Here is a 15,564-nt window from a genome sequence, read left to right on the forward strand (position 1 = left end):
ACGACACCCCCGCCCTATCCACCTCAGCTGGTGAGCGCCGGTTTCCCCGCTGGTGCCCGCAGGTGCCCGCCGCGTTCCAGGGCCGCTACGGCCCCCGCGCAACCCGCGCCGGTCGCGGCCAGCACCACCCACGGCAGCCACGGAAGCCCGGTGTCGAACATGGCGCCCACCGCGAGGTTGCCGGCCGCGATGGCGATGCCGGACGCGGTGTTGTAGGCGCCGTAGTAGGTGGCGACCAGCCGGTCCCCGGCGAGCCGTACGACCGTGTCCATCTCGAAGGGGTACAGCAGGGCCCCGCCCCACGCCAGCAGCGCCGCGCACAGGGTCAGCCCCGCCACGCCGGCCGCGAGTCCAAGTGCACCGTTGTACGGTCCGGCGAGCAGTGGCAGGAACGCCGCCCCCATGACCGCCAGCCCCCAGACGATTGCCCGGGGCCCGCTCAGGGTGCGCTTGGCCCAGGCCGTCAGCTTGAGCTGCCCGGACAGCGCGGCGAGGGCCGAAACCGCGAACACGGCTCCCGTGACGAGGCCGGTCTGGGGGCCGAACAGTTCCCGGGCCCGCAGCGGCAGGGCCAGGTACACCTGGAAGGCCAGGACGTACGAGCCGGACATGGCCACCGCGAACAGGAGGAACGGCCGGTTCGCGGCGATGGACCGCCAGTCCGCGAGGACCGCCCGCCATGCCGGCTCCGCACTGCGGTCGGACGGTGGACGGGCGGGCAGCGCCCGTGCCTGGAGCAGGGCCAGGGCGCCGAAGATGACCGCCGAGGCCGCGCACACCGCCCGGAAGTCCCAGGTCAGCAACGCGAGCCCGGCGAGCGGGCCGATGAGGATGCCGGCCTGGTAGAAGACATTGAACGCGGCGAACGCCTCCACCCGGCGCTCCTCGCCCGCCTCGGCCGCCAGGTAGGCACGTACCGCCGGGTTGAACAGGGCACCGGCCAGCCCCGTGAGCGCCGAGGCGACGATCAGCGCGGGCAGCGACTGGACCACCCCCAGCAGTGCGAAGGCGATCGTGCGCAGGCCGCACCCGGCGAGGATCATCGGCTTGCAGCCGTAGCGGTCGGCGAGGGTTCCGCCGATCAGGAACATGCCCTGCTGGGACAGGTTGCGTACGCCCAGGACCAGGCCGACCGCCCAGGCCGCAAAACCGAGTCCGTGGGCGAGATGGTCTGCGAGGTAGGGCATCAGCATGTAGAAGCCCAGGTTGATGGCGAACTGGTTGGCCATCAACAGCCGCACGCTCGGGTCGAATGAGGCGACCTGCGCCCTCAGCGCCTTCACCGGACGCCCGCGGTACGGATCGCGCGGGGGCCGGGCTCCCGGCCGAGCGGGTCGCGGACCTGAGTGCACCGGGTCCAGCCCGTCACTGCGCACGCATCCGGGGCCGCGATCTCATCGGGCTCCGGCGCGGGCTCCGCGCCGAGAATGCCCTGCTCCGCGCACCAGGCGTCGTTGTAGACGGTTTCCAGGTAGCGGTGCGGTCCGTCGGGGAACACGGCGGCGATCCGGGTCCCTGGCGGCGTGGTCCTTGCTGCCCATCCCGCGACGAGCGCGACCGCGCCCACGCTCCAGCCGCCCGAGGCGTAGTGCCTGCGGGCCAGGCGGCGGCAGGCCCAGACCGCTTCGCCCGGGGCCACCCAGTGGACCTCCGAGAAGGCGTTGTAGTCGACGTTGGCGGGGTGGATGCTGGAGCCGAGCCCGCGCATCAGCCGCGGACCTGCGGGCTGGCCGAAGATCGCCGAGTTGACGGAGTCCACCCCGATCAGCCGAAGTCCCGGCGAGTGCTCCCGCAGCCCGGCCGCGATCCCGGCCGAGTGGCCGCCGGTGCCGACCGCTGTGACCAGGATGTCGATCCGGCCGAGTTGCGCGATCAGCTCGGCGGCCAGAGGCCGGTAGGCGCCGACGTTGTCCGGGTTGCTGTACTGATCCGGGCAGTACGCGCCCGGAGCTGCGGCCAACAGTTCGGCGACCCGTTCCCGGCGGGCCTCTTGCCAGCCGCCCGTCGGATGCGGAGTCTCGACCTGGTCGACGTACGCGCCGAGCGCGGTGAGCAGGCGGACGACGGCCGGCTCCATGCCCGGATCGGAGACGACGGTGACCGGGTGACCGTAGGTCAGTCCGGCTAGCGTCAGCCCGAGTCCGAGGGTTCCGCTGGAGGACTCGATGATGGGCGCCCCTGGCAGCAGGTCACCGCGCTGGCGTGCGCGGTGGATCATGTGGAGGCCCGGGCGGTCCTTGATGCCGCCGGGATTCGCGCCTTCGAGCTTGGCGAAGAAGCCGTGCCCGGGCGGGGCGAAGGGCTCATCGATCCACAGGACCGGGGTGTTGCCGACCAGCTGTGCGGGCCGGCTGGCGATGGCGGGAACCGGAGCATGAGCTGCCGGGGAGAGCGGACCGAAGTCGTCGAGCAGGGGAAGGCGGTGCATGTGCGTACAGCTCCTACGCGCTCCACTGGGACGGGGAGCACTGGATAGGCAGGTCAGAGGGCGCGCGTGCACACCCCAGCCCTCCACACCCGGGATGATCACCGGAGGGGGCCAAGGGGGTGCGGCGTGCTTCTACTGCCGCCAGACGCAGTTCAGCGCGAGATCGGCCCCGCTGCCGGGCGGGCCGGCCTCACGTGAGGCCGGCCATCCGACCGCCAGGCCTGGACAGGGTTCATCGGGATTCGGGACGAGTGTGCCTGCGGCCACCGCAGGCACCGCAACGGCCGTGGCTCCGGCAGAGCGCGGCCTGTCCACGGCGTGATCGATATGTTTTTCCGAGCCGTGGTGATGCGCGGGGCCCGGGGAGAACGCCGACAGGCCCAGGCCGTCGAGAACATCATGCTGCGGATTGGCGGCCACCACAGTGGTGTGCGGCCCCGTGAAAGCCGGGGTGTGTGCACCCGCGGCCACATGCGCCGCGATCAGCAGAACGAGCGCGGGCAGGAGGACGCTGCGGGCCCGCCGCACTGCCTCCAAGGGAACCCGCCACAGCCCGATCACATCCCCCAACGTAAGCGATCAGCTACAAGGCGTCACGTTTCTGCGCGGTCGGATACCCCCGTACGTGCGTAGATCCGGCACTGACAGGGCCTGTCCCGTATGGTCTGCGGCCGCGCCGGGGTTTTCGTGGACCGGCGGGCGCGGCCGTACGGATACAAGGAAGGAGGCTGCGGCGGGGCGGGCCCGCCGCAGTCCTCTCGTCTTGGTGTCGGGTCAGTGAGCGTGGCCGTCGCTGTGGTCCGGCTGCGGTGTCTTCGCGGCCGGCTTGTTGACGGGCGTGGCTCCCGGGGCGGGACTGCTACCGGCGGTGGGGGCATTGGTGGGTGCGTGGTCGTCTGCGGCCGGTTGCTCCGCGGTGCCGTGGCTGTGCCCGCCCGCCGGAGCGACTGGCATCGAGGACGCGACCTGTCGCAGGCCGAGGAAGGCGAGGGCGGCGGCCATCAGGACGGTCAGGCCGACGAGGCTGAAGATGCGCTGCCATGGGATGTCGGCGTCTTTGACGACGTAGGCGATGAAGGAGAGGAGAAGTCCGGCGGGGACCAGGACGGTTGCCCGGGCGGGGAAGTCCTCGAAGTGCTGGAGGCCGCCACTGAGCATTCCGATGCCGAACGAGAGCATCAGGGATGCGCCGATGACCACCAGCATCCGCGAAAGTCCGGGGCGCTCCCGGGCGAGGAGGAACTCGTTGACGACGGTGGCGGCGAGGAAGACCAGGGCGCCGTACAGGGCGATGCGGGTGTAGCGGGCGGGGTCGAGCGGGTGGTGGACGACGGCGCCACTGATCAGGCCGGCGCCGACGAAGTAGCCGACGTAGCCGAGGTAGCGGGCGGCCAGTGACTGCTTTCGGGAGGGCTGGGCTTTGCGCCGGGCGGCCCGCCCGGCAGCGGGGGCCTTGGGCGGGGTCTGCGGGGTGTGGGCGTCGAGGAGCTGAGCGGAGGCCATGTGCGGTTCCTTGGGTGCGTGCGCGGCTCATCACCCGGCCGGCCGCTGTGGCAGCGGGACGGGTCGGTGATGAGAATCAGGGCAGATCGGGGCAAAGGGCCCGGATCTACACTTGCTGCACCACTGAACCGAGGGAACTGTGCGACGGAGGAAGGCCACAGGGCCGGATCTGGGTCCATTGTTGCGGCGTCATCGCGGCGAAGGCAGGCGTCCGCTCGGCGACGGCGGCCAGATGCGGGCCGGGCAGGTCACTGCCCTGCTGTGGATGGCTGGAGGCGCACGCCTCCGCGGGATGTGAGTAACCGCCGTTGTCGTCATGGCGCTCGGGCCGCTGGCCGTCCCGGTGAGGGGCGTCGCTGGTGTCCGCGGGCGCCAGGTAGGGGACCGCGACGGCGCCGCCGGTGACGTGTGCGGAGGCACTGTCAGCTCCGGCGGCGTGGGTGTAGAGGAACGCGAACAGCAGCGCGGTCAGCCACAGCAGCCGCAGCGGGCCCGCCTGGCGGCGGGTCCGCGTCGTGCTGAAAGCAGAGCGGGCCGTGATCACACCGTGACCCTATCCGGCGACTGGAAGGCGTTGTCGGCTGCCCCCGTTGTTGATCACACGAAGCGGTGGTCTGGGTGGGTTCAGGGAACCGGGCGCAGGCCATCCAGTGTGACGGCGACCAGACGGGTCACGGCCGGTTGGGAGGTGAGGGCGGCCGCGGCGGTCAGGGCGTGGAGGCAGTACTGGGCGAGCTCGGCCGGCGGGACATCGCAGCGCAGGTCACCGGCTTCCGCTGCTTCGGCGAGGAGGTGCTGGAGCATGCCGTGCAGGTGTCGCTCGGCGTGGGTGACGTGCTCGCCCTGGTGCAGGAGGGCGGCGAGTTCGCCACCGTGCCGCTTCCGGGCGATCCCCGCGTACGCCTCCAGTACCGCTTTCAGGCGCTCGACGGCCGTGCCGTCCTGGTCGTGGATGCCCGCGAGCTGCTGGAGGTGGGCGGTGACCTGGCGCTCATGCCAGGCCAGCAGCACCGCTTCGACGTCGGAGAAGTACTTGTAGAGCGTCGCGCGGCCGATGCCGGCCTGCTCGGCGATCTGGGACATGCTCACCGACCGCAGACCGCCCTGGGCCACCAGTTTCGTGGTGGTGTCCAGGATCGCCTCGCGTACGGCGGCGCGGTGCGCGTCGATCGTCTCGGTCCACAGCTTCGGCACCCACCCAGGATACGGACATCCACAGGGCATACACTCAGTTTCAGATAGAGACACTGTGTCTCGAAAAATGTGGAGGCGTCATGGCAGGGACAGCGGACCGTCACGATGACGACGGCGAGGGTGCGCCGCGCTGGGTGAAGATCTCCGCCGCGATCGCCGTCGTGCTGGTCGTAGTGTTCGTGATCGTGCACCTGGCCGGCGGCGGCATGGCCGGGCATACGCCGTGACCCCGTTCCCGCCCCGGCTGCGCAAGCTGACCCTCACCCTCCACGTCACCTCCTCGGTCGGCTGGCTGGGCGCGGTCGCGGCGTTCCTCGCCCTCGCCGCCGCCGGCCTGACCAGCAGCTCACCCCAGACGGTGCGGGGCGCCTACCTGGCCATGGACGTGGTGGGCTGGTACGTGATCGTCCCGTTCAGCGTGGCCTGCCTGCTGACCGGCCTGGTGCAGTCACTCGGCACGGTGTGGGGGCTACTGCGGCACTACTGGGTCATCGCGAAACTTCTGATCACCGTGATCGCGACCCTTCTGCTGCTGGTCCACATGCAGCCGGTCGGCCACCTCGCCGACGCGGCCGCCCGGGCCGCCCTCGCCGGCGGCGAGCTTCAGGGCATGCGCATCCAGCTGGTCGCGGACGCGGCCGCCGCTCTGCTAGTGCTCCTCGCGGCGGCCGCTCTGTCGGTGTTCAAGCCGCGCGGGGTAACCCGCTACGGGCGCCGTCGCCAGCGCGGGCAGGACCCGCAGCCGCGCTGACCCGCTCCGGCCTCATCAGCCGAGGGCGCCGAGGAGTTCGTCGCATGCCTGCTCGCAGGAGCGGCAGGCTTCCGCGCAGATGCGGCAGTGCTCGTGCATGTCCGCGTGCCGCCCGCATTCATCGGCGCACGCCTTGCAGACCATGGCGCACGCCTTCAGGATCGCGGCGGTGATATTGGCGTCGTAGCCGGTGTGACGGGAGAGCACCGCCGCGGTCGCGGTGCAGATGTCGGCGCAGTCCATGTCGGTTCGGATGCACTTCGCCAGGTCACCCACCATGCCCTCGGACAGACAGGCGTCCGCACACGCCGTACACGCCTGGGCGCAGGTGATGCACTCCTCGATGCAGGAGGTGAGCTTGGCCTGGTCGATGTCGCCGAGGTCGGCCGGGTAGGTGGCGAGCATGTCCTTGACGGTGCTGGACATCAGGGTGCCTCCGTTCCCCGCGAGGCCGGCGGATCCGGGGCGGCCGCCTTCGAAGCCCCCGGTACCTCCAGCTAACGCCCCGAGGCGCGAACGCGCCCGGCGCACGGTGAGGTGCGACCGGGCGCGGTGCCGAGCGGCGGGGTCAGTGGTAGGCGTGGACGACGGCGTGGCCCTTACCGCGGCCGATCATCCACTTGTTGACCGGCGTCGTGATCACGAAGGCCACGGCGAAGCCGCCCAGCAGCGACGTCCAGAACAGCGCGTCCGACAGGTGTGCGTCCATCGCCCCGGGCGTGATGGCGATGATGCCGTTGTCGACGAGCTCCATCACCGCGATCGAGACGGTGTCCGCGGCCAGTGCCACCTTGATCGCGATCTTCCAGTCCAGGCCTGCCTTGCGGACCGCGAACAGCGTGAACGAGTAGCCGAAGACGAACGCCAGCGTGATCGCCAGGATCATCGTCTGGAGGTTGCCCCACATCAGGGCGGTACCGATGGCCATGCCGAGGATTTCGCCGATGGCGCACCCGGTCAGGCAGTGCAGCGTCGCCTTCGCGGCGGCGCCCCAGGTCACGCTGCCCGGACCGTGCCCGCCATGGCTCCCGTGTCCCTGGTGTGCGGCGTGGTCGTGCGCGGTGCTGGTGTGGTGGGCGCTGTGGTCCATGACGTTCATCCCCGTTCCCGTCCGGTGCGGTCCGCTCCCGCGGCCACATCGCTACATATACCCCCTAGGGGTATATCGCGAGGGGGTTTACCACAGAAAAGGGAACAGGGGGCGCTGCGGGCCGGGTAAGGCCCGCGGCACCCCCTGCCGGGTGTGGGGTCAGTTTTTGCCGAGGAGGCTGTTCATCCGGGCGATCTCGGCGGTCTGGGAGGTGATGATGGCGTCGGCCATCGTCTTGGCGCCGGGGAAGGTGCCGTCGGCCTTCTCCGTCTTCGCCATGGCGACCGCGCCCTCGTGGTGCTTGATCATGAGCTCCATGAAGGCGGTGTCGAACGCCTTACCCGAGGACTTCTCCAGCTGGCCCATTTCCTCGGCGGTCATCATGCCGCCGCCCATGCCGTGCCCGGAGTGGTCCATGGCCCCCTCGGCGGGCACCTGCTCACCCCAGGAGGTCAGCCACCCGGACATCGTCTTGATCTCCGGGTCCTGGGCCTTCCGGATCTCCTCGGCGAGCGTCTTCACCTCGGCCGAGGCGGCCCGGGTGGGAGCGAGGTCGGCCATCTCTACGGCCTGACGGTGGTGGGGGATCATCCCCTTGGCGAAGGCGATGTCGGCGGCGTTGTGCCGGCCTTGCACGGCCGGAGCCGGCGCCGAGGCACTCGGCTGGCCGCTGGAGTTCCCGGCGGAGCTGTTGTCACTCGACCCGCAGGCGGCGAGGACGAGCGAGGCCGCGCCGGCCACCACGACAGCGGCGGTACGGCGAATGAGGGAGCGGTTCTTGTTCATGGTGGTGCAACTCCTTGATGCGCAGCCCTGAAGCGGGCTTGTGCCGATGCGGAACGAGGATGTGGCGGGGCGCGGCACCGTCACCGGCAGGGATCGGGGCAAGAAGGTGCCGTGCGGGCCGCTCTATATCCTCAGGAGTTGTAGCTCGGACAGGTCAGGCGGCGCCCGCCCGGCCTCGGTCACCGTCGCGACGCCGCCAGGGACTGCCGCGACAGAGGGTGCGACGTCGAGGGCGGCGGCCAGCGCGGGCGGCACGTACGGGGCGCCGACTCCGGCCGCTACACAAGTCCCGTCCGCGTGATTCAGGTGATCCGATCCACCCGCGGTGTGCGAGCAGTCCCCGCCCGCCGGATGTACGGATGCTTCCTGGGTCATCACCATGGCGCGCCCACCGCCATCCGCCGGCATCGCCGCAGCAGCCGGCCGGGGACCCAGGCCGTGCATCGCCAGCACACCGGCCAGCACCGCGAGCACCAGCAGCACAAGGCCACGCCCGGCTGGGCGGCGGCCCGACGGCTGCGCGGCGGTGGTCATGGGTTCATCGTACGAGCAAGCTCGGGGAGCGGCTGCACGGCTGCCGCAGGCGGGACTGCGGGCAGGGGTGCGGCGAGAGCTGCTACAGAGGCGCCGCCGCAGACGCAGATTCGGCGATGGGTTCGTCGCGCAGGCCCAGCCGGAGGTGCTCGACGTGGAAGAGGGCCTGGTCGAGGAGTTCGGCGACGTGGTGGTCGTAGAGGGCGTAGACGATGGAGCGGCCACGCCGTTCGCCGGTGACCAGGCCGAGGTTGCGCAGCAGGCGCAACTGGTGAGAGCAGGCGGAGGCCTCCATGTCGACGGCCTCGGCGAGGTCACCGACCGCGCAGGGACCTTCCTGGAGACGGGCAAGGATGCGCAGCCGGGAAGGGGTGGCCAGGGCCTGGAGGGTGGCTGCGACGTCCGCGGTCCCCACGGCGTCCAGCCGTTCGCGGGTGGTGGCTGCGTGCTTGTCATCCATTCCATGGCCCATGAGGGCCATCCTACCGGTCGTATATGAAGACCTGTTCAGGTATTCCTGTACGGTGGAGGTGTAGCCGTCTTCCACCCGTGAAGGGTTGTTTTGTCATGCCTCCTGCTCTACTCCAGCGTCCCGAGAGGGCTGCGTCGACCGTCTCGGCGGCGGCTCCACGGCGCCGCACGCGGGTGTTCGCTCTCGCCGAGGCCCGCTGGGCAGCCGCGGCGCTGGCGCTGTTCCTGACAGCTCTGCCGCTGCAGCTGACCGGCGCCCCGGCCTGGACGTGGGGGCCGCTGTACGCCCTCGCCTACGTGACGGGCGGATGGGAGCCGGCCTGGGCCGGCCTCCAGGCGCTGCGGGACAAGACTCTCGATGTCGATCTGCTGATGATCGTGGCCGCCGTCGGAGCCGCCTCCATCGGGCAGGTGATGGATGGCGCGCTGCTGATCGTCATCTTCGCCACCTCCGGCGCCTTGGAGGCGCTGGCCACCGCGCGGACTCAAGACGCGGTCCGCGGCCTGCTCGACCTTGCACCCGCTACCGCCACACGCGTTGCCGACGACGGGAGTGAGGAGACCGTCGTCACCGAGAACCTCGCGGTCGGTGACACCATCCTCATCCGCCCCGGCGAGCGCGTCGGCGCGGACGGCCGGGTCCTGGAGGGGGCCAGCGAGGTCGACCAGGCCACCATCACCGGCGAGCCCCTCCCTGTGGCGAAGGAGACCGGCGACGAGGTCTTCGCCGGTACCGTGAACGGCACTGGGGCCCTGCGGGTCAAGGTCGAGCGGGACGCCTCGGACTCTGTGATCGCCCGGATCGTGGCCATGGTCGAGGAAGCCTCCGCAACCAAGGCGCCGACCCAGCTGTTCATCGAGAAGGTCGAACAGCGGTACAGCCTCGGCATGGTCTTCGCCACCCTGGCCGTCTTTGCGATTCCGCTCGCCTTCGGCGCGGACCTCACGGGTTCGCTGCTGCGGGCCATGACCTTCATGATCGTCGCCTCCCCGTGTGCGGTGGTGCTGGCCACCATGCCGCCGCTGCTGTCCGCCATCGCCAACGCCGGCCGCCATGGCGTCCTGGTGAAGTCCGCCGTCGTCATGGAACGCCTCGGACAGGTCGACGCAGTTGCCCTCGACAAGACCGGTACCCTGACCGAAGGCACCCCACGCGTCACCGACATCCGCCCCCTTGCCGGATCCGAACTCAACGAGAACGGCCTGCTGACCCTGGCGGCCAGCACCGAGCACCCCAGTGAGCACCCCCTCGCACGTGCCATTGTCGACGCCGCACGCGAGCGACGACTCCACCTGCCCGCCGCAGGAAGCTTCGCCTCTACCCCCGGAGTCGGGGTGACGGCCACCGTCGACGGCCACGCCATCGCGGTCGGTGCGCCGGACCGGCTGCTCGACGACACTGTGGACTCGGCTTCGGCCCGCGCCGCCATCGTGGCGGGCGAACTGGAGGAATGCGGTCGCACCGCAGTCCTCATCCAGCGCGACGGGACCCCCATCGGCGTGCTGGGCATCGCCGACCGGCTCCGCCCCGACGCCGCCGCCACCGTCACGGCCCTGCACGCGCTGACCGGCTCCGCCCCCATGCTGCTGACCGGCGACAACCCGCGCGCAGCCACCCGCCTCGCCGCCGAGGTAGGCATCACCGACGTCCGCGCCGCACTCCTGCCCCAGGACAAAGTCACCGCCGTCCGCGGGCAGGAAGCAGCCGGACGCAAGGTGCTGGTCGTCGGTGACGGCGTCAACGACGCCCCCGCCCTAGCCGCCGCCCACACCGGCATCGCCATGGGCCGCGCCGGCTCCGACCTCGCCCTGGAGACCGCCGACGCGGTCATCGTCCGCGACGAACTCGCCACCGTCCCCACCGTGATCGCCCTGTCCCGCGCCGCCCGTCGGCTGGTAGTGCAGAACCTGGTCATCGCCGCGGTGTTCATCTCCGGCCTGGTCATCTGGGACCTGGTCGGGCACCTGCCGCTGCCACTCGGCGTGCTCGGTCACGAGGGATCCACCGTCATCGTCGGCCTCAACGGCCTGCGCCTGCTGCGCGACGCCGCCTGGAACCGAGCCGCCGCACGCTCCCGGGACGACCAGTGAGCCGCCGCGGCAAGAAGGCCGCCCCCGCGCCGGGGGCGGCCCGGCCGACAGTCACCGTCTGCCGCGGCTGCTGCTGCGGCACTCCCGCCAAAGTCCCGCGGCTGGACCACGCAGCCCAACTCACCGACCTGCGTACCTCGCTGGCGGACGTGGCAATCGTCCGGCGGACCGACTGCCTCGACGCCTGTGAACGCGCCAACGTCATAGTCATCCAACCCTCGGCCGAAGGCCGCAAAGCCGGCGGCCGCCCCGTCTGGCTCGGCCAGGTCAATGACTCCGACGCCGCCAACGACATCACCGCCTGGGTGAAGAACGGAGGCCCCGGCCTCGCCAACCCACCCGGCATCCTCGACCTCTACACCTTCAACCCGTCCCGACGCGTCCGGCACGAACTCGACGAGTAGACGACGAACCTCTCCGCTACTGAACCCGGGCGCCATTGGCCCTCAAGGCCACTCAACGCGCGGGCTTGTACCTTTGTCCGTCCGAGAAACTGCGAAGCTGCACGCTTCCGACCAGCTCGTCACCGGAGGGCAGACCGAGGTCGACGCCCAGTTCAGGGCGCAGTACGAGCCGAAGGAGGCCGAGCGGATCATCGACGCCTGCAACTTGCTTTTCAACCGGATGGGAAAGCCTCCTCTGACCAGCGTGCCGCGATCCGCAAGGAGATAGAGCTGCTGGGCAAGAGGAACTCCTTCAGGCCGCCCGGCTATCCGACGGCGACTTGAGGTGTTCGGCACCGACATCCGGCAGGTTCACCTGCGGCACGGCTGAAGCTGGCCCGGAACCGCCCTGGATGATGGCTCAGCACGTCTACTTCACATAGGTCACCTTCAGTTGTGGCGGATACTGCTGGCCAACGCCGTGGGCCCGGCCGTAGTAGGTGCTGCTTGTGGAGTTGGGGTCGAGGGCGATGCCCCTCTTCGACGCGTCGAAAAGGGACGTGATGTCGACCCACTTGCCCTCGTTCCGGCGCCAGCTCACCGTCATCGACGCGCCGTCGCTGCCGAAGCTTCCCGGCCTCGAGGTGTGGCCGTGAGGCTTGATCACCGCCGAACCGCCGGCCGCGAAGTACCAGTGCTCGAAGTACAGGTACAACATGACCTTCTCGATCTTTGCCCCGCTGAGATCCGTGGTGAGGGCCGTCGGGAAGCCCACCAGCGAAGCGGTCGTCCCGTTGGTCGAGGAGTAGTAGCCCTGGAGCATTTGGTTCCCGTGGTAGCTGCTGTATCCGCTCCGGTTGGTGTAGGTGCCCGACCAGGATGCCCCGTACGTCTTCTCGTACCGCTGAGTCGCAGGCTTCGTCGGGTCCGTGCCACCGCCGCTCGTGCCCCGGTTCAGTTCTCCCGTCGACGCGATCGCCTTCCCGACGTCCTCGACGTACATGACGGCCGGGTACTCCCCGCCGCCGAACATCGACACCGTTCCGCCGGCCGCGCCCCACCTCCACAGGAAGGTGCTCAGCAGCCGGTGGGTGCCCGCGCCGAGGGAGGCACCTGAGCACGTGTGCTCCAACCGGACGCGCTGCCAGCCTCCGCCGGCGGGCACGATGATGCTCTGGATCTGCCGGGACGTCACGGTCGGCTCGCCGGTGCCCCCATCGCGCAGGAAGAGGATGTGCTCGCCGTTTCCGGCGGACGGATCCAGGTAGGCGTCCACGACGATCCGGTACTGCCGGTCGGATTCGATCCTGACGGGCAGCTCGATGTAGCCGGTCTCCGCGCCCATCGCTGCCTCCACGCCCTGGGTGGTGGAGTGGATGGCCACCACCCCGCGGGCCAGGTCGATGAGCTGCGTTTCCAGACGCTCACCCTTGATCGTCAACTGCCCTGCGACCGAGAGGTCGTTGAAGGAGCCGTGCCCGTTCTCGTTGATCGTTGCGACGGGAACACCGTCGTTGGTGATGGTCAAATACTGGGGCTTGCCGGTGACGAGAGAGATCGACTCCTCACCATCCGCGTCGAACAGGCGCACGCCTTCCGGAGAGATCTCGGCCCGACCCCCCGGAGCCCCAGATGTCACGACTGGCCGGACTACCACGTTGTCGAACGTCACGGTGCCTGCGGTCCCCGCATCCACGGCGAGGCGCATCCGGCCCGTTGCCGTCTGCGCGGGCGCCGGCTCCGGGGCGGTCCCCGACATGAACAACCAGCCCTTGCCCGCCGAACCGGTGGCGCTGACGACTCGGCTGTAGCCGAGCGTTCCGCCCTGCGCGTCCTCCCACCGGATGTACACCTGTGCCCGCTTGCCCACCCAGTCGGCGCTGACCTGGTAGTCCGCCGCCATCCACACTCGAGTCCCCGGCGTCGCCGCGAAGATCCCCAGGGTGTGGACGCGGTCCGTAGCCGTCGAGGCAGTGCAATCGGCCCGCAACGCCTTCGCCGTATTCCGGCCCGGGCTGACGATGCTCCAGCCGCCCGTCGCGGCGACGCGCTTCAACGCCACCTCGCCCTCAAAGCTGCTGTCGGCCACCATGTTGCCGTCGAGGCCGAGGGCGATCTTGTCGGCGGAGATCGAGCCCGCTTTGATGTGGATGGCCTCAATGGCGCCCGCCTCGATGGCCGACGCCGTCACCGAGTTCGCCGCCAGCTTCTCGGCCGTGATCGCGAGCGCGGCCACCTTGTCCGCCGTGATGGATGCGGCAGCGATCTTCTCCGCCGTCACCGCCAACGCCGCAAGCTTGTCGGTGGTGATCGCACCCGCGTACACCTTCGGTGCGGTGATCGCCCCGTCCGCGATCTGCACGCCGGCCACGATCGGCCGGACACAGGCGTTGTCCCACCACAGCGTGCCCGCCGTCGAGTTGCCGGACTCGGCCCGAACGCGTCCGCGGACTGCCCCGTCCGGTGCCGTGGCCGTCGCGGACAGCCGGGCCCACTGCGCCCGTACAGGGCTCACCGTACGGGCCTTGCCGTAGCCGAGGATCTTTCCGTCCCCGGCCTCCCACCGGACGTGAAAGCTGATCTCCGCGCCCACCCAGTCCTCGGAGACGTAGTAGTCCGCGGCCAGGTACAGCTGATCGCCGGGAGTCGCAGGCAGCAGGGTGAGATCCACCGCCCGGTAGACCGCAGTCGCAGACACGGCGTCGATCCGCAGAGAGGAAGGAGACCCGTTCCCGATGGTCTTGTCCTGGGTCGCCCAGGTAACGGCTGCCACCAGGGCGACCGTTGGCGGACCCTCGAAGCTGGGGTCGGCCAGGACGTTCGCGGTGCCGACGACGGTCATCTTGTCCGTCGTGATCGCGCCCGCAACCACATGCCCGGCGGAGATCGAAGCCGCCTGGAGCTCCCGGCCGCTGATCGTGTCCGCTGCGACCTTGCCCGCGGTCACCGAATCGGTCGCCAGGGCGCCCGTGGTCACCGACCCGGACACGATGTTGCTGCTGTCCACGATGCCGGTCTTGAGGATCTCTACGGTGACGGCGTCCACCTGCATGACCCCGGTGGCGCTGGCCGCACCCGTCGAAGCGGACTCGTAGTTGAGGTAGAGGTACGGCACCAGGAACCGCACCTGATCGTGAAGCTTGCCCGGGGCCCGGGGATCGGAACAAACCCCCGCTGAGCCCGACGCGCCCGCCAGCGCCCGGCCCCGCAGGTAGCCGGTGAATACCTGCCATCCGGAGCCGGCCGGGAGTGGCGTGCGTGACGCGGCGCAGTAATAGTGCGAGCTGATCGTGTTCACGCCCGCCCGGTTCACCATGGTCTTGCCGTCCGCACCGAACCCCAAGACGCCCACGTAGATGCTGTCCGTGCCGGAATCGGACGGAGCAAGGGTCCGCACGCGGGCCGAGACCCGGTAAAGGGTGTCGGGGTCGTACGGGATCGGCGTGGAGCCGCGCAGCACGGTGTACCCGGTGGCCTGGCCTACGGTCCGCCCGGTCGGGGCGTCCGCGATACCCGTCAGGTGAACCCACTTCGCCCCGGCGCCGACGACGGCCGTCGTCCAAGCAGCAGGGTCGGCGAGCGCATCCACGTAGTGCTGAGTGATCCCGTCCGCCAACACGCCACCGAGTGCGTTCAAGGTGACGGCGCCGGACCCGATCTTGTCGCCGGTCACGGACGCCTTCGCGAGCTTGTCCGCGAGCACCGCTCCATCTGCCAGCGCGGCCGTCCCCACGGCGCCGACGGCGATCTTCGCTTCCGTGACGGCCTTCTCGGCAAGCTTGATCTCCGACACGATTCCGTCGAGGAGGTCCTGCCCGACAGCCTGGCGTGCGGCGGCGATCACCGCGGCGGACCCCGGGCCGGGGATGCCGGCGGTGCTGAGCGCCACCAGGCGGACATGCCGGGGTACGTAGTCGCTGACCGCGATCGTCACCGTCGCCCCGGACGCGCCCTCGATCGTCGCCGCCGGGTTCCGGATATCCAACGGCTCGTCCGCGGCCAACAGGAGGTGCACCTGCACCCGGCCGAGGTTCAGTGGCGGGGACGTCGCGTCGTTGAAAGCACCGTCCCAGCCGACACGCAGGCCGCCCAACACGGGCACGACCTGCGGGGCGGCGGGCGTCGGCGGCGGAGGACCATTGAACGTGGCCACGCCGGTCGTCCCGTCGAACTGCACTCCGACGGTGCCGGTCAGGACACCGTCCTCGTCGTAGACCTCGATTGCGCCCGCCTCGACCGAGGAGTACGCCAAGCTCGCCGTGCGCGCCTGCCCCGTCAGCCTGCGCTCGACATCCGCAAGCCGGGAGGCGATCTGCGTCAGGTTGCTCGCCAC

At 70.3% G+C, this 15,564-nt stretch carries 16 protein-coding genes; 4 read left to right on the plus strand and 12 right to left on the minus strand.

The genetic code is table 11. The features are described from left to right. Positions 1-23: 23 nt before the first annotated feature. The 6 genes from QMF80_RS20540 to QMF80_RS20565 form a co-directional block, all read right to left on the minus strand. Complete coding sequence (locus QMF80_RS20540) at positions 24-1,283, minus strand: MDR family MFS transporter (protein WP_283455399.1); 1,260 nt, start codon at positions 1,281-1,283, stop codon at positions 24-26. Continuing rightward, positions 1,280-2,428 carry a PLP-dependent cysteine synthase family protein gene (locus tag QMF80_RS20545; protein WP_283455401.1) on the minus strand — a complete coding sequence of 383 codons (1,149 nt, stop codon included), beginning with the start codon at positions 2,426-2,428 and terminating at the stop codon, positions 1,280-1,282. The genes QMF80_RS20540 and QMF80_RS20545 overlap by 4 nt, the downstream gene beginning before the upstream one ends. Positions 2,429-2,560: 132 nt before the next feature. Then, positions 2,561-2,989, minus strand: a complete 429-nt coding sequence (locus tag QMF80_RS20550) for a hypothetical protein (RefSeq protein ID WP_283455403.1) — start codon at positions 2,987-2,989, stop codon at positions 2,561-2,563. A gap of 213 nt (positions 2,990-3,202) precedes the next feature. Continuing rightward, the gene (locus QMF80_RS20555) at positions 3,203-3,931 is read right to left on the minus strand and encodes a hypothetical protein (protein ID WP_283455405.1); all 729 of its coding nucleotides are present in this window, start codon (positions 3,929-3,931) and stop codon (positions 3,203-3,205) included. A gap of 106 nt (positions 3,932-4,037) precedes the next feature. Then, positions 4,038-4,475: a hypothetical protein gene (locus QMF80_RS20560; RefSeq protein WP_283455407.1), complete on the minus strand. Its 438-nt coding sequence runs from the start codon at positions 4,473-4,475 to the stop codon at positions 4,038-4,040. A gap of 80 nt (positions 4,476-4,555) precedes the next feature. Continuing rightward, a complete protein-coding gene (locus QMF80_RS20565) occupies positions 4,556-5,125 on the minus strand; it encodes a TetR/AcrR family transcriptional regulator (protein ID WP_283455408.1) in 570 nt (189 codons plus the stop codon). An 80-nt stretch (positions 5,126-5,205) separates the two neighbouring features. Here QMF80_RS20565 and QMF80_RS20570 point away from each other — a divergent pair, with 80 nt between their 5' ends. Next, complete coding sequence (locus QMF80_RS20570; RefSeq protein WP_283455410.1) at positions 5,206-5,352, plus strand: hypothetical protein; 147 nt, start codon at positions 5,206-5,208, stop codon at positions 5,350-5,352. Continuing rightward, entirely contained in the window at positions 5,349-5,876 is a 528-nt protein-coding gene (locus tag QMF80_RS20575) for a hypothetical protein (RefSeq protein ID WP_283455412.1), read from the plus strand. Before QMF80_RS20570 ends, QMF80_RS20575 begins: the two co-directional genes overlap by 4 nt. A gap of 15 nt (positions 5,877-5,891) precedes the next feature. Here the strand turns inward: QMF80_RS20575 and QMF80_RS20580 are convergent, their stop codons facing one another. From QMF80_RS20580 to QMF80_RS20600, 5 genes are all read right to left on the minus strand, one after another. Continuing rightward, on the minus strand, positions 5,892-6,302 hold the full coding sequence (locus tag QMF80_RS20580; RefSeq protein WP_283455413.1) for a four-helix bundle copper-binding protein: 411 nt from the start codon (positions 6,300-6,302) through the stop codon (positions 5,892-5,894). A gap of 142 nt (positions 6,303-6,444) precedes the next feature. After that, a complete protein-coding gene (locus QMF80_RS20585; protein WP_283455552.1) occupies positions 6,445-6,966 on the minus strand; it encodes a DUF4396 domain-containing protein in 522 nt (173 codons plus the stop codon). Positions 6,967-7,125: 159 nt separating this feature from the next. After that, on the minus strand, positions 7,126-7,752 hold the full coding sequence (locus tag QMF80_RS20590; protein ID WP_283455415.1) for a DUF305 domain-containing protein: 627 nt from the start codon (positions 7,750-7,752) through the stop codon (positions 7,126-7,128). A 123-nt stretch (positions 7,753-7,875) separates the two neighbouring features. Beyond that, positions 7,876-8,286 carry a DUF6153 family protein gene (locus QMF80_RS20595; RefSeq protein ID WP_283455417.1) on the minus strand — a complete coding sequence of 137 codons (411 nt, stop codon included), beginning with the start codon at positions 8,284-8,286 and terminating at the stop codon, positions 7,876-7,878. Positions 8,287-8,368: 82 nt separating this feature from the next. Beyond that, the gene (locus QMF80_RS20600) at positions 8,369-8,758 is read right to left on the minus strand and encodes an ArsR/SmtB family transcription factor (protein ID WP_283455420.1); all 390 of its coding nucleotides are present in this window, start codon (positions 8,756-8,758) and stop codon (positions 8,369-8,371) included. Between the two features lie 95 nt (positions 8,759-8,853). On the opposite strand from QMF80_RS20600, the gene QMF80_RS20605 reads away from it, so the two are divergent. After that, positions 8,854-10,848, plus strand: coding sequence for a heavy metal translocating P-type ATPase (locus QMF80_RS20605; protein ID WP_283455422.1), 1,995 nt, complete (start codon positions 8,854-8,856; stop codon positions 10,846-10,848). Beyond that, a complete protein-coding gene (locus QMF80_RS20610; protein ID WP_283455425.1) occupies positions 10,845-11,252 on the plus strand; it encodes a (2Fe-2S) ferredoxin domain-containing protein in 408 nt (135 codons plus the stop codon). The genes QMF80_RS20605 and QMF80_RS20610 overlap by 4 nt, the downstream gene beginning before the upstream one ends. Before the next feature lie 409 nt (positions 11,253-11,661). Here QMF80_RS20610 and QMF80_RS20615 read toward each other — a convergent pair whose 3' ends face one another. Next, a complete protein-coding gene (locus tag QMF80_RS20615; RefSeq protein WP_283455427.1) occupies positions 11,662-15,564 on the minus strand; it encodes a hypothetical protein in 3,903 nt (1,300 codons plus the stop codon).

Origin of the sequence: Streptomyces sp. G-G2, assembly GCF_030063135.1 — a bacterium.
Taxonomy (GTDB): Bacteria; Actinomycetota; Actinomycetes; order Streptomycetales; family Streptomycetaceae; genus Streptomyces.